Source organism: Chryseobacterium amylolyticum, from assembly GCF_051011775.1.
In the GTDB taxonomy this organism is placed as follows: domain Bacteria; phylum Bacteroidota; class Bacteroidia; order Flavobacteriales; family Weeksellaceae; genus Chryseobacterium.
In genome coordinates, this window is record NZ_JBPCHX010000006.1 from 282,363 (window position 1) to 296,284 (window position 13,922).

Sequence of the window (13,922 nt, forward strand, 5' to 3'; positions counted from 1 at the left end):
CACAAAATATACTATTATGAAATTCATTATGTCAATCCTGCTCATGGGAGTCATTGTCCTGAGCTGTAAAAAAGAAAGAACAGAAACATCTGTAACCACTGATAGTGTCATTGCAGATACAATGAGGGCAGATACCGTTTCCAATGTTACCCCTATGGCTCCGGTTCCTTCAGATACAATGCGTACAGATACAGTTTCTACAAAAAAAAGTACAGATACCGCAAGAACCCCTAATAATAAATCTCCAAAAAAATAACAGTTTTTTCTGTTATTCCTTTGAAAAAACCCGTTTTAATCTCTTAAACGGGTTTTATTTTCTAATATTTTTTTCAGGTAGTTGAAATTATAACTTCAAGATGTGGTATCAAAAGTATAATTTAAATCAATTTTTAATAAAAATAATTAAACAATAATTAAAAATATATTTACATTTATTAAATTTTTTAACTTTTTTTAACTTTACAAACAATCATAAAGGTGCAGTTTTTGCATTCATGTTATTGTCAGTTCCCAATGATATTTTTACTAAGACTAAAGAAGAGGAGAAGAAGAAAACAACACCAAAAACAACTATTATGGTTATCGACGAAAATATTTTGATTTCAGCGGGAGCAGAAACGAGACACTATAGCCCTTCAGAAACTATATTCTTTGAAGGGGATATCCCTACATATTATTACCAGATTGTTAAGGGAGAAGTAAAACTTAATAATTATAATGAGGAAGGGAAAGAATTTATCCAAAACATTTTATCCGATGGAGAAAGCTGTGGCGAATCTATACTATTCATAGATAAGCCTTATCCAATGAGTGCTGAAGCCATTACAGAATGCACTGTTTTAAGGCTTCATAAATCCATTTTTTTAAATCTGCTGAACCAGAACCCGGAATTATGCATGGAAGTAAGCAGCTTTCTTTCTGAGCGTCTTTACTACAAATTTATCATGATGCAGAATCTTTCATCTCAAAATCCGTCTATACGGCTTAAGGGGCTTATGGATTATTTGAAAAGCTTTCAGAAAGACGCACGTCCATATTCATTCCTGATTCCATTAACGAGGCAGCAGATGGCAAGTCTTACAGGTCTTTGTGTAGAAACCGCAATAAGGACCATCAAACATATGGAAAAGAATAAAATCCTGAGAATTGAAAATCGCAAAATTTTATATTAGAAATAGTTTCGTATATGATTTTGTGATTTTTTCTGTTAAATTCATAAGATTATAGGAACAATAAGCTGAGTGAATGTATAGAGTCTTCTGTTCAAGATGTACAGAAGACTAATACATCAGACTAAAGAGATTTTTTCAGAGAATACTAGCAAAAAGTAAGATTCTTTATAAGAAATGCTTTTTGAATTAGGAAAAGTCTGAATTCTTTTTGGCATATCAGGAAATATTCACAAGACTGAAGGCCCAGCATATAAAGAACAAAAAAAGAAGTCATTATTATCATAAAAAAACAGAAAGTTTTGTATTAATCTACATTAACATGATTCAGGTCATAAAAAAGTGAATTATTATGATGTACATTTGAAATATAAATTTTCAATCCAATTCTTAAGACCTTAGTAAAAGGAACGTAAAAAGCATTTGCTTTTATTATCATTTAAATTACCGACACCCAACTGTTGCCGTCTAATACTAGTCACGGACTGCAATACACATCACTAAATATTAATAATAAAAAATTCAGTTATGAACACTAGAAATTCAAGAAACCGCAGTTCAAGAGGACAGTCACATTCACCGGAAAACTTAGAAGAAGTTTACCAGTTAGGCTATGATCATGGTTTTAATGATGCCTCAAGAGATGAAGATTACGATGATGATTTTTCAGAATATGAAGATTATTTTGATGAAAATGAGGATTATGACGATGATTATGATGAAGATGACTATGATGAATACGATGATGATTACGATGATGAGGATGATGAAGAGTATGATGACGAAGAAGATGACGATGATGATCAGAGAGGACGCAGCGGCGGAAGAAGAGGAGGTTCCAGAGGAGGAAACGGAAACCAGCAAAGAGACAGCCAGGGAAGATTTACTTCCGGTAGAGGCGGATCTCGTGGAGGAAACTCCGGTGGTGGTTCCCGTGGACGTTCAAATTCTGGTTCCGGCTCCAGATCAGGAGGAAGAGGCAGGTCATCATCAGGAGATGGTACTTCAAGAAGAGGTTTCGCTTCTATGAGTAAAGCTGAGCGTACAAGAATTGCCAGAATGGGCGGTCAGGCTTCCCATGGTGGAGGAAGGTCTTCTAACTCAGGCTCAGGAAGAGGAGGCTCATCAAGATCAGGAAATAATGGCAGCAGCTCAGGAAGAGGCGGATCAAATTCTGGTTCAGGAACTTCAAGAAGAGGTTTCGCATCTATGAGCAAAGCTGAACGTACAAGAATAGCCAGAATGGGAGGCCAGGCTTCCCACGGAGGCGGAAGATCTTCAGGTCGTTCCGGATTCGGAGGCAGACGTAATTCATAATTCTTTTTCCAGGATTGCCTCTTTAGACCTATATAAAGAGGTAATCCTTTTAATATCAAAACACCATTCATACCATGCCAAATAAAATATTAGAAACCAATAGTGCTGTTTCTGCTACTAAAAAAGGAACTGCAGATAAGCCAACTGTGAAAGAAGATGAAATGAAGAGTTCACCGCTTCACAAATTTTTTGTGAGTGCGCTTAAAGATATTTATTTTGCTGAAAATGCGATCCTGGATGCCCTGGAGAAAATGCAGGAGGCAGCCACTACTGAAGAGCTGAAAGATGCCTTTGAGGATCATCATCTTCAGACCCAAAAACACGTGAAACGTCTGGAAAAAGTATTTCAGCTTATTGATGAAAAGCCTGAGAAAAAAGAGTGTAAGGCCATCAAAGGAATCATAGAAGAAGGCGAAGAAGTGATTAAAGCCACAGAAGATGGCTCCGTAACAAGAGATGTTGCCCTTATCATTGCTGCACAGAAAGTGGAGCATTATGAAATTGCCACCTACGGCGGGCTTGCACAGCTTGCCATTACCATGGGACATGATAAAGCCGCTGATCTTCTCGAGAGAACACTTCAGGAAGAAGAAGATACGGATTCCCTGCTTACCGATATAGCAGAAACATCCATCAATTTTGATGCAGAACAGGAAGATTAAAGCATGCAATAAGCCATGTAGGTAGTTCTATGTGGCTTATTTTAACTATGAAATCAAAATATATGGACTGTCAGAGCATAATAAAAACACTGAGACACAAAGATTTTATAAAAATACCTCATACAGGGGAATGCTTTGAAGACGGAGCAGCAGTATACGCCAAAGAGATCAGAGAAAATATTTTTCTTCTGTTCATTATCCTGAAAGATATTGATATTGAAAATATTCAGGCATTAATTGCTCACTTCGATGGCTTCAGCAGTATCGGATTGAAAGAACCGGAACAGATCATGTTTTATCTGTCCATTAAAGATAAAAACGACCTCCATTATTTTGAGCAATATTTAAAAGCTCCTCACAACTAATACCATTTTTTTGAATATGATATTTGAAAATGACACTTTACAACATTCCGGGCTGAATGATAAAAATAATGCGATAGAGAATGAGTCTTTATTTCCGCCAATTATCAATTCTTACGGAGTGACTGCTTTTCTGATCAAGTCTTTGGAAAAGATTAAAAATAATGCGAAATGTGATATCCTGAAACATACAATTGACACCTATATAAAAGAATATCTCCTTCATATCCGGGAATTCCATACTAAAAATACCATGGAAACTACTACAATGGATGCTGAGATAAAATTTGAGTCTCCTTCTTTCACTCTATATGCCAAAACGGCTTATTATAAGGTGTTGAAGGAAGAAGAATATATCAACAGGTTCCTTGAGATTTTGGAAAATAAAAAAGATTAATTCTGCCACCCCCTTATTTTAACTGCTTTTGAAAAAAGATCAACCACAAAAAAGATTATGAATATGAAAACCAACGAACACAACAAAAAAGCAGAACAGCTTGACCTGCACAGTACTTCCAATGAAAATGAAAAACTGACCACCAATCAGGGTTTAAAGGTTAATAACAATCAGGATTCTCTGAAAGCGGGAGAACGGGGCCCTTCATTACTGGAAGATTTTATTCTGAGGGAAAAAATTACCCATTTCGATCATGAAAGAATTCCCGAAAGAGTAGTTCATGCGAGGGGATCCGGAGCTCACGGTATTTTTAAACTTACCAAAAGCCTTGCAGAATACACCAAAGCAAAATTTTTAACAGAACTTGGGAAAGAAACCCCTGTTTTTGTAAGATTTTCAACCGTTGCGGGAAGCAAGGGAAGTACAGACCTGGCAAGAGATGTCCGGGGATTTGCCGTAAAATTTTATACCGAAGAAGGAAATTATGACCTTGTAGCCAACAATATGCCCGTATTTTTTATTCAGGATGCCATCAAATTTCCTGACCTCGTGCACGCTGTAAAACCGGAACCGGACAATGAAATTCCACAGGCTGCATCGGCCCACGATACATTTTGGGATTTTATATCACTGATGCCCGAAAGCATGCATATGATCATGTGGCTGATGAGTGACAGAGCCATTCCGAGAAGCTTTAGAATGATGGAAGGTTTCGGGGTACATTCTTTTAAATTCATCAATGAGGCAGGAAAAGTCCATTTTGTAAAATTTCATTTTAAACCCAGATTAGGCGTACACTCTGTGGCCTGGAACGAAGCCCAGATGATTTCAGGGGTAGATCCTGACTTCCATAAGAGAGACCTTTGGGAAGCTATCGAAAACGGTGATTATCCTGAATGGGATTTCGGTGTACAGCTGATTCCTGAAGAAGATGAACATAAATTTGATTTTGATCTTCTTGACCCTACCAAAATAGTTCCTGAAGAAGAAGTTCCCGTAGAAATTGTAGGAACTTTAACACTGAACAAAAATCCTGATAATTTCTTTGCAGAAACAGAACAGGTTGCTTTTCACCCCGGACATATTATTCCGGGAATTGATTTTACCAATGATCCGTTGCTGCAGGGAAGATTATTTTCATATACCGACACTCAGCTGTCAAGGCTGGGCTCTCCCAATTTCCATGAAATACCGATTAACAGATCCCTTAATACCGTTCATAATAACCAAAGGGACGGTCATATGAGACAGCAGATCGTCAAAGGGAAAAGCAGTTATGAACCGAATTCCATCGGTGGAGGATGCCCTTTTCAGGCGATGATGTCTGAAGGTGGATTTACCTCCCAGCAGGAAAGAGTTTCCGGAGTGAAGATCAGAGAAAGAAGCAAGAGTTTCGTAGATCATTATTCTCAGGCTAAATTATTCTACAACAGCCAGTCAACACCGGAAAAAACGCACCTTCAGAATGCATTGGTCTTTGAATTGTCAAAAGTAACCCGTCCGGAAATCAGAGAAAGACTGGTAGGCCAGCTGGCTTATATTGATATGTCCCTCGCATGGAGCGTTGCAGGAAAATTAGGTGTTGAAGTCAAAAAGCTGGAATGGCCTAATCAAAGTTTGCCTGCAGACAGTAATATTATAGAACTTCAGAGCGAAGAAAGGGAACCTCACACAAAAACTTCCGGTGCACTGAGCATGGCGCATACCGTAAAAAATACGATCAAAAGCCGTAAAATAGGTTTTATCCTGGCTAACGGTGCTGATGGCGGTGCGGTGAATGATCTTAAAACAAAGCTTGAAGCAGAAGGCGCCAGAGTGGAACTGATTGCCCCAAGTGTTGCCCCGGTAAGGCTGAATGACGGCTCTGAGCTTGTACCAAAACATTCTCTCACAAGTATTGCAAGCGTATGTTTTGATGCTCTTGCCATCTGCCCGGGAGAAGATGCTGTAAAGGAACTTATGACTTCAGAAAACAAACATCAGGTACTGCATTTCATCAATGAAGCCTATAAACATTGCAAAGCCATTTATTTCGGAAAAGATACAGAGGTACTGTATCAGAATTCCAATGTAGCAACAAAACAACATGAGGATCCGGGAATCATTACATGGGAAGACGGAGATCCTGCCAATAAATTCATCCAGGCTATTGCTCAGCACAGAGTCTGGGATCTTGAAATGGAGAGAAACGCATAATCATAAAAACACCCTTCACACCACCAATCACTTTAAATATTTAAATTATGAAAGCTGCCGTTTTTCACTCACCGGGTAACATTACCTGTGACACCGTAGAAGATCCCAGAATTCTGGATGAAAATGATATTATCCTGAGAGTAACCTCCACCGCTATTTGTGGCAGTGACCTGCACATGTATTCCGGAGGAATTCCCCAGGCAAGGCCAATGGTAATGGGACATGAATTTATGGGTATTGTAGAAGAAACCGGAAAAAACATTATCAATCTGAACAAAGGGGACCGGGTAGTAGTTCCTTTCCCCGTTGCCTGCGGAAGCTGTTTCTTCTGTCAGCACGATCTTCCTACTGCCTGCGAACACAGTAACCCGGATTATTATGGCCCGGAAGGAGGCATTTTTAAAGATAAAGGCGGAGCTTTGTTCGGATATACGGATCTGTATGGGGGATATGACGGCGGACAGGCACAATATGTAAGAGTTCCCTACGCCCATTTTGGTCCCAGAAAGGTTCCTGAAAACTTAACAGATGAACAGGTTTTATTTCTTACAGATATTTTCCCCACCGGTTATACAGGCGTGATGTGGGGAGAACTTAAAGGAGGGGAAACCGTTGTCGTTTTTGGGGCAGGCCCTGTAGGCACAATGGCTGCTAAAAGCGCAGTTCTGTATAATGCAAAAAAAATCATTGTTGTTGATACTCTTCAATACAGACTGGACCGTATCAAAATGCTTACAGGATGTGAAACCATTTTGTGGGAAGATGCGGAAAGCACAATAGAACAGATCAGGGATATGACGGACGGACGTGGAGCTGATCTTTGTATTGAGGCCGTAGGTTTTGAGCCGGAAAGGAGCTTTATAGACCGTGCAAAAGCTGTTTTGAACTTTGAAAAAGGCTCAATCAAGGTCCTGGAAGCATGCATGAGCGCTGTCCGAAGAGGGGGTATCGTTTCCGTTCTGGGAGTTTATCCTGTCAATTATGACAATTTCAGACTCGGGCAGATCTTTGACAAAGGGATCACCATTAAAGCAGGACAATGTAACGTTCATCCCATCATAGATAAACTCATGGATTATGTTGTGACCGGAAAAATCACGCTTGATGATGTCATTACCCACCGCCTGTCTCTTAATGAAGTAAGCAAAGGATATGAAATTTTTGATAAAAAAGAAGACGGATGTGTAAAGGTCGTTCTTGACCCGTGGAAATAAACCGGATTTGATACACTTATAAACCATTAAAACTTAATAGTATGGATTTTCAAAAAAATCTTCTCGAATATATAAGCCAGTCACTGATGACCACAGATGAAACCATTTCGGTGGCAGAAAGTGTTACCTCAGGATGTTTACAGCTGGCTTTTTCTCAGATGCCGAACGCCTCTATGTTTTATAAAGGAGGCATGACAGCTTATTCTTTGCAGGAAAAAGTAAAACTGTTAAAGGTCAACAGGCAGGAAGCCGAAGAATGCGATTGTGTTTCAGAAAATATTGCAGAAACCATGGCATTGAATGTAGCCAGGCTTTATGAGTCCGACTGGTCTATTGCCACAACAGGCTACTGCACACCAATCCGCAATTCAGGATATAAAATTTTCGCCTATTTCTCTTTCTCCTACAAAGGTGAGATTATCCTGACTAAAAAACTGGAACTTCATCCCAAAACACAAGCTCTGAATGCTCAGCTCTATTATACGGAATTCATTTTGGGCTGTTTTAAAAGTGAACTGAACAGACTCTTAATCTTAAAATAAATCTATGGATCGCAAGAATCAATTTGCACTCATTACAGGTGCTACCAGCGGTATAGGCTACGAACTGTCCAAACAGTTTGCCAAGAATGGTTATGACCTTGTTATTGTGGCCAGAGATCATGAAGAGCTGAAAAAAAAGGCTGATGAATTTAAAAATTTTGGAGTGAATGTGATCAGTATCTCCAAAAATCTTTTTTTGGAAGAAGAAGCTTATTCCCTTTATTCAGAGTTGAAAATGAATGGAATAAGCCCTGAAATCCTGGTTAATGATGCCGGACAGGGCGTCTATGGAAAATTCCAGGATACTGATATTCACAGGGAAGTAGACATTATACAGTTAAATATCATTTCTGTCATCATATTGACCAAACTGTTTTTGAAGGACCGGCTGCCCAAAGGATCAGGAAAAATTTTAAATCTGGCTTCTGTAGCCAGTAAAGCTCCTGGTCCATGGCAATCGGTATACCATGGTACCAAAGCATTTGTGCTCTCCTGGTCTGAAGCTATTCGCGAAGAATTAAAAGATTCCGGAATTACGGTGACTGCGCTTTTACCAGGACCTACAGACACAGATTTCTTTAATAAAGCGGATATGAACAGAAGTAAAATACTTGAAGACAGGGATAATCTCGCTTCACCTGAAGAAGTGGCCATTGACGGTTATAATGCTCTGATGAACGGAGATGATAAAATAGTATCGGGCTTAAAAAATAAGCTTTCCGTAGCCATGGCTAATATTTCAAGTGATAGTATGGCTGCCCACAGAATGTATGAAATGCAAAAACCCACAACAGAAGAATAATAAATAACGGTATGATCGGAAAATTAAAAGACAAAACTGTTTTAATTACCGGTGCCGACAGTGGAATCGGTAAGGCGGTAGCGCTCCTTTTTGCTCTGGAAGGTGCCGATATTGCCATTATTTATCACTCCAGCGACAATGATGCCGGAAAAACAAAAGCAGAAATTGAAACACTGAATAGAAAATGCATCATTTTCAAAGGAGATATTAATGACTATGAATTCTGTGAAGAAACGGTAAAAGAAGTGATTTCGGTATTCGGAAAAATTGATATTCTCATCAATAATGCCGGAATTCAGTTTCCTGCGGACAGGATCGAAGATCTTGAGGAAAAGAATATAAGACAAACCTTTGATTCCAATATTGTGGGAATGATCTTACTGACGAAGGTCGTATTCCCTTACCTGAAAGAAGGAAGCTGTGTCATCAATACAACTTCGGTTTCTGCATACCAGGGTCATCCGGAGCTTATCGACTATTCCGCTACAAAAGGAGCTATTGTTTCTTTTACCCGTTCACTGGCATTACAGGCAAAACCAAAAGGAATCCGCATCAATGCCGTTGCGCCCGGCCCTGTAGCAACACCGCTTACTGAAGAAACATTTGACGAAAAAGAAGAAAATCCCAACAAACCTCCGTTCGAGAGAAATGCTACTCCTGAAGAAATTGCTTTCAGCTTTCTGTTTCTGGCCAGTAAAGATGCCTCGCAGATTACCGGACAGGTACTTCACCCCAACGGAGGATTAATTGTGAACGGATAGATATTCAACACTAAAAAAATTACATTATGAAAACAACAGCACTTATTTTAGGCGTTCTAAGTCTATTTACTTTTACTTCCTGCAGATGCAATATTGATGAAGACGAAAACAGGAAAAGAGATCAGAAGAACAATCCTGCCAACACTGCTAAAACAGGAATTGCTGAAAGTGATACCCTGAACATCAGGTAAGTTTAACTGCAAAAAATATAATTATGTACAGAGACGGTGCAAGAAAAAGTATATGGCAGGAAGAGATCAGAAAATTTTCTGCAGAAACTGATCTCAGCCAGATATTTGATGTTGCCATAGTGGGCGGCGGAATTACAGGAGTGTCAACAGCACTGAAGCTGCAGGAATCCGGAAAAAAATGTATCATTCTGGAGGCTGCCAATATCGGATTCGGTACAACAGGGGGAACAACTGCCCATTTAAATGATTTTTTTGACACCACCTTCAATGAAGCTATCAGGGATTTTGGTCTTGAAAAAGCCAGACTCTATGCCGAATCCGGAGTTGATGCCATTGAAATTATCGAAGACCGCATTCAGCGATACAATATCAGCTGTGATTTTGCCAGAAAATCAGCATACCTTTTTGCATTGGATGAAAAACAGCAGGAGCAATTGAAGAATATTGTAGAAGGCGCTGATAAAGTTGGCCATGAAATGAACTATGTGAATGAAATTCCTTTTCCTATACCCTTCAGGGAAGCTGTACTTATTCCCGGACAGGGCCATTTTCATCCGATAAAATATATCAAAGGACTTTGTGAGGCTTTTATAAAGCTGGGAGGTTCCATTCAGGAAAACTGTCTCTGTGAAGATCACGATGAGAAGGAAGAATACGTTACTTTAAAAACTTCAAAAGGAGAAGTAAAGGCCGGAAATGTTGTTTATGCAACTCACATACCGCCGGGAGTCAATGTTCTTCATTTTACGAATGCACCTTACAGAAGCTATGCAATGGCTTTTACCATGAAAAACGACCGCTATCCGTGGGCACTGGGTTATGATCTCTGTGAGCCTTATCATTATTACCGTATTCAGAATATCGAAGGTGAAAACCTTTTGATTGCAGGTGGTGAAGATCATAAAACAGGACATGCTGAAGATACCGGAGAATGTTTTTCAAGGCTTGAAAACTATGTCAGGGAATACTTTGATGTGGAAACAGTGTATTATAGCTGGTCCAGCCAATATTATGAGCCGGTGGACGGCCTTCCGTATATTGGAAAGCTTCCCGGCAGTAAGGAAAGAATTTTTGTTGCCACAGGGTTCAGAGGAAACGGAATGATATTCGGAACACTTTCATCACAGATCCTGCATGATCTGATCGTTACAGGAGAAAGCAAATACGGAGATTTGTTCAATCCTTCAAGAATCAAACCTGTTGCCGGATTCTCGGATTTTGTGAAAGAAAATGCAGCGGTAGCCTTTGACTTCGTAAAAGATAAAATTTTTAAAGATAAAATAGAATCCTTTTCAGAAATTGGAGAAGGAGAGGCGAAAGTCATCCGGTACGAATCAGAATCTTATGCCCTGTATAAAGAGATTGATGGCACATTACATCTCCTGAGAAGTACCTGTCCGCACGCAGGATGTGAAGTACGGTGGAACAGTGCAGAGCTGAGCTGGGACTGCCCGTGCCATGGCTCCAGATTCAATGTGAATGGAAAAATTCTTACAGGGCCCACAACCAGGAATCTGCAGAAAGTATTCCCTTATCAGAAACATGATCCATAAAACGCTATATCTCAAACCTTAAACCTGAAACTTTAAATTTTAAACTCAGAAATATGCCACGCACCAATTTCTTGTATCGCAACAGCTTAAGTATTGTTCTGATTACCCTGATGATCATTTTTCTTGCAGGACAGTTTTTTATGGGCTGGAAAACAGAAAACAAAGAACTCATTGAAAACGGACAGCCTGCTTTAAAGATCGGCGAATATATTCACAGCGGCCATTTTATTCAGGCAACTTTTGAAAACTGGGAAAGCGAATTTCTTCAGATGATGCTTTATGTTTTATTAACGATTTCTCTGAGGCAGAAGGGCTCCAGTGAGTCGAAATCTATGACTGAAGAGGAAGATGTTGACAAAGAGCCTGTACCGCATCCCAAAGCGCCATGGCCCGTCAAAAAAGGAGGAATATGGCTGAAACTCTATAAACATTCCTTATCCATTGCTTTTGCCGTTCTCTTTCTGGCCAGTTTTATCTTACATTTCTATGGAAGCCTTAAGGATTTTAATGATGAACAGCTGATGAACAGTAAACCGGCTGTATCGGCAATGCAGTATATTTCAGAATCAAGATTCTGGTTTGAGTCTTTTCAGAACTGGCAGAGTGAATTTCTCGCCGTAGCTTCACTGGTTATTTTATCCATATGGCTTCGCGAAAAAGGCTCGCCCGAATCAAAACCGGTTGACATGCCTCATGATGAAACACCATGACCTTTTTTAACTTTTGGTTTTACCTGCATGATGGTAAAATAGGATGAAATAAAAGCAGATAGACTTTGATAACCAACTTTATAAGCAACTTCACTTAAAGTATATTGTCTGGTGTCGATCAGTTCAATACTTTTTAAAATTCTTGTCAGCTGAAGGTATTTTTGAAGGGTAATTCCGGTTTCGTTTTTGAAAATTCTCTGGAGGTTCCGGACAGACATTTGTGCTTTTTCAGCCAGCGCATCAATGTCTAAATTATACTTAAAATGGGTATTGATTTCGTTGCATACAGGAATCAGCCTTGTATCTGCAGGTACAGGAATTTCCAGACCGCTGCTTTCCTTACAGAAATTGGGAAGACTTTTTAAAATAGCTTTAAAAAACACATCCTGTTCTTCATTTTTATCTAATGATTGATTCCATTTTGAGGCATATAAAAGCATTTCCCTCAACACAGGAGGAGCAGCAAACACCTGAACACTCTGATAAAATCCGTCTTCAAAAACTGATTTGAAGAGAAATACCATCAGATTCACCGTTTGTGCTTCAGAAGTTATTTTATGGCCTTTTTCTGAAGGAATCCATATGACATGGTGTTGCGGGACAAGATAAATTTTCCTGCCGATATGGAAATACTGGTAACCATCTTCTACAAAAGTCAGCTGAGCACGGCTATGCCTATGTTCATAATCATCATGCTTCCAGTTTTTTTCGCACCAGACATAAGCCTCTTTTTCAATAGAATCAATAAAGTGGGTTTCCGTTTTTTCAATCAGTCCGCATTTCATATTGTCGTTTTGTATATATATTTTGGCAAATTTAATAAAAACGCCAATACTAATTTTGTACTGTCAATAAAGTAACATTATTAAAAATAAACTATATCCTGTTCAGAATGAAAAAACGATGTCTTTTTTTTATTTTAATTGTATTATCTAATATCACCATTATGGCACAAAATAAAGCAAAAATATTGGTCCTTATCCATTCAGATAATGGCGGGACTTATGAACTGGCCAAAGAAATCGCTAAAGGAATTGAAAGTGAAAATAATGCAGTTCCTTATATCAAAATGGTCAAATCTTCACAAAATCCTAACCTTAAAAACCTTCCGGTGGCAACCATAGACGAGCTGGCAGATTACGATGGGATTGTCTTTGGCTCACCGGTTTATTTCGGAAATATCAGTACGGGAATGAGTGAGTTTTTAGCTAAAACCGTCCAGCTTTGGACCACTCATGCTTTAGAAGGTGTTCCGGCTTCGGTTTTCATGTCAGCAGGAAGCGGTGCCGGAAAAGAGTTGGCCATGCAGGCATTCTGGAACAGTCTTGCGGTTCACGGAATGATATTGGTCCCTAACGGCATCCGTGGGACGGAAGAGCTGAACAAAGCTATTCCACAGGGAAATACCGTGTTAGGGGTAACGAGTATGGCTTCTTTAAAAGATGTTGAAAGACCTACCAAAGGAGAACGTAATATTGCCGAATTACAAGGGAAAAACTTTGCAAGAGTAGCGCTGGCATTAAAGGATACCCGCCCAAAAAGAGCTGCACTTGCTGCAGAACATCATCAGAACTTTGCTGAAATACTTAAACAGAAAAATATCACCTTTCCGCAGGTCCCAAAACCGGCAGGAAATTATCAGCCTTTTGTACGTTCCGGAAATCTCGTATTCATTAATCAGGTTGCTTTGAAAGACGGTAAAATCATCAATCCCGGGAAATTAGGTGTTGAAGTAAATGAACAGCAGGTAAAAGAAGCTACTAGAGTTACCATGCTTAACGTCATTTCGGTATTGAATGAAGCTGTAGGAGGGGATTTGAGCAGAGTAAAACAATGTGTTCAACTAACAGGAATTTTCAATACAAAAGAGGATTATACAAAGCATGCAGACCTTATGAATGTAGCTTCTGACCTGGCCGTAGAAATCTTCGGAGACAAAGGAAAACATGCCAGGGCAACTCTGGGGGCATCATCAATTCCTGTGGGGTCTTCTGTAGAGATTCAGGCAGTTTTTGAAGTAGAGTGATTTTAATGAATTCAGACTTC

Annotated in this window: 16 protein-coding genes; 15 read left to right on the forward strand and 1 reads right to left on the reverse strand. The window is 39.3% G+C overall.

All coding sequences use genetic code 11. The features are described 5' to 3' along the window. Positions 1–16: 16 nt before the first annotated feature. The 14 genes from ACR1PO_RS17785 (at position 17) to ACR1PO_RS17850 (ending at position 11,876) form a co-directional block, all read left to right on the forward strand. Positions 17–256 (forward strand): hypothetical protein, encoded by a 240-nt coding sequence (locus tag ACR1PO_RS17785; protein ID WP_332386855.1) that lies wholly within the window; start codon positions 17–19, stop codon positions 254–256. 238 nt (positions 257–494) lie between these two features. Further along, positions 495–1,172 (forward strand): Crp/Fnr family transcriptional regulator, encoded by a 678-nt coding sequence (locus ACR1PO_RS17790; protein ID WP_433987632.1) that lies wholly within the window; start codon positions 495–497, stop codon positions 1,170–1,172. A 525-nt stretch (positions 1,173–1,697) separates the two neighbouring features. Further along, entirely contained in the window at positions 1,698–2,486 is a 789-nt protein-coding gene (locus tag ACR1PO_RS17795) for a KGG domain-containing protein (RefSeq protein ID WP_433987633.1), read from the forward strand. A gap of 74 nt (positions 2,487–2,560) precedes the next feature. Then, positions 2,561–3,148, forward strand: coding sequence for a ferritin-like domain-containing protein (locus ACR1PO_RS17800; RefSeq protein WP_433987634.1), 588 nt, complete (start codon positions 2,561–2,563; stop codon positions 3,146–3,148). A 62-nt stretch (positions 3,149–3,210) separates the two neighbouring features. After that, a complete protein-coding gene (locus ACR1PO_RS17805) occupies positions 3,211–3,513 on the forward strand; it encodes a hypothetical protein (RefSeq protein ID WP_332386848.1) in 303 nt (100 codons plus the stop codon). A 16-nt stretch (positions 3,514–3,529) separates the two neighbouring features. Further along, a complete protein-coding gene (locus ACR1PO_RS17810) occupies positions 3,530–3,907 on the forward strand; it encodes a hypothetical protein (RefSeq protein ID WP_332386847.1) in 378 nt (125 codons plus the stop codon). Positions 3,908–3,964: 57 nt separating this feature from the next. Further along, the gene (locus tag ACR1PO_RS17815; RefSeq protein WP_433987635.1) at positions 3,965–6,103 is read left to right on the forward strand and encodes a catalase; all 2,139 of its coding nucleotides are present in this window, start codon (positions 3,965–3,967) and stop codon (positions 6,101–6,103) included. A 47-nt stretch (positions 6,104–6,150) separates the two neighbouring features. Continuing rightward, positions 6,151–7,317 carry a zinc-dependent alcohol dehydrogenase gene (locus ACR1PO_RS17820; protein ID WP_433987636.1) on the forward strand — a complete coding sequence of 389 codons (1,167 nt, stop codon included), beginning with the start codon at positions 6,151–6,153 and terminating at the stop codon, positions 7,315–7,317. Positions 7,318–7,358: 41 nt separating this feature from the next. Beyond that, on the forward strand, positions 7,359–7,859 hold the full coding sequence (locus ACR1PO_RS17825; protein ID WP_002979597.1) for a CinA family protein: 501 nt from the start codon (positions 7,359–7,361) through the stop codon (positions 7,857–7,859). 4 nt (positions 7,860–7,863) lie between these two features. Further along, on the forward strand, positions 7,864–8,661 hold the full coding sequence (locus ACR1PO_RS17830) for an SDR family NAD(P)-dependent oxidoreductase (protein WP_433987637.1): 798 nt from the start codon (positions 7,864–7,866) through the stop codon (positions 8,659–8,661). 11 nt (positions 8,662–8,672) lie between these two features. Further along, entirely contained in the window at positions 8,673–9,422 is a 750-nt protein-coding gene (locus ACR1PO_RS17835; protein ID WP_332386842.1) for an SDR family oxidoreductase, read from the forward strand. Positions 9,423–9,448: 26 nt separating this feature from the next. After that, complete coding sequence (locus ACR1PO_RS17840) at positions 9,449–9,613, forward strand: hypothetical protein (RefSeq protein ID WP_433987638.1); 165 nt, start codon at positions 9,449–9,451, stop codon at positions 9,611–9,613. Between the two features lie 23 nt (positions 9,614–9,636). Beyond that, entirely contained in the window at positions 9,637–11,166 is a 1,530-nt protein-coding gene (locus ACR1PO_RS17845) for an FAD-dependent oxidoreductase (RefSeq protein WP_433987639.1), read from the forward strand. Positions 11,167–11,219: 53 nt separating this feature from the next. Beyond that, a complete protein-coding gene (locus ACR1PO_RS17850; protein WP_433987640.1) occupies positions 11,220–11,876 on the forward strand; it encodes a DUF6766 family protein in 657 nt (218 codons plus the stop codon). Here ACR1PO_RS17850 and ACR1PO_RS17855 read toward each other — a convergent pair. Next, a complete protein-coding gene (locus tag ACR1PO_RS17855) occupies positions 11,858–12,661 on the reverse strand; it encodes an AraC family transcriptional regulator (RefSeq protein ID WP_433987641.1) in 804 nt (267 codons plus the stop codon). The genes ACR1PO_RS17850 and ACR1PO_RS17855 overlap by 19 nt on opposite strands. Before the next feature lie 107 nt (positions 12,662–12,768). On the opposite strand from ACR1PO_RS17855, the gene ACR1PO_RS17860 reads away from it, so the two are divergent. Continuing rightward, positions 12,769–13,902 carry an Atu1372/SO_1960 family protein gene (locus ACR1PO_RS17860; protein WP_433987642.1) on the forward strand — a complete coding sequence of 378 codons (1,134 nt, stop codon included), beginning with the start codon at positions 12,769–12,771 and terminating at the stop codon, positions 13,900–13,902. Positions 13,903–13,922 lie beyond the last annotated feature (20 nt).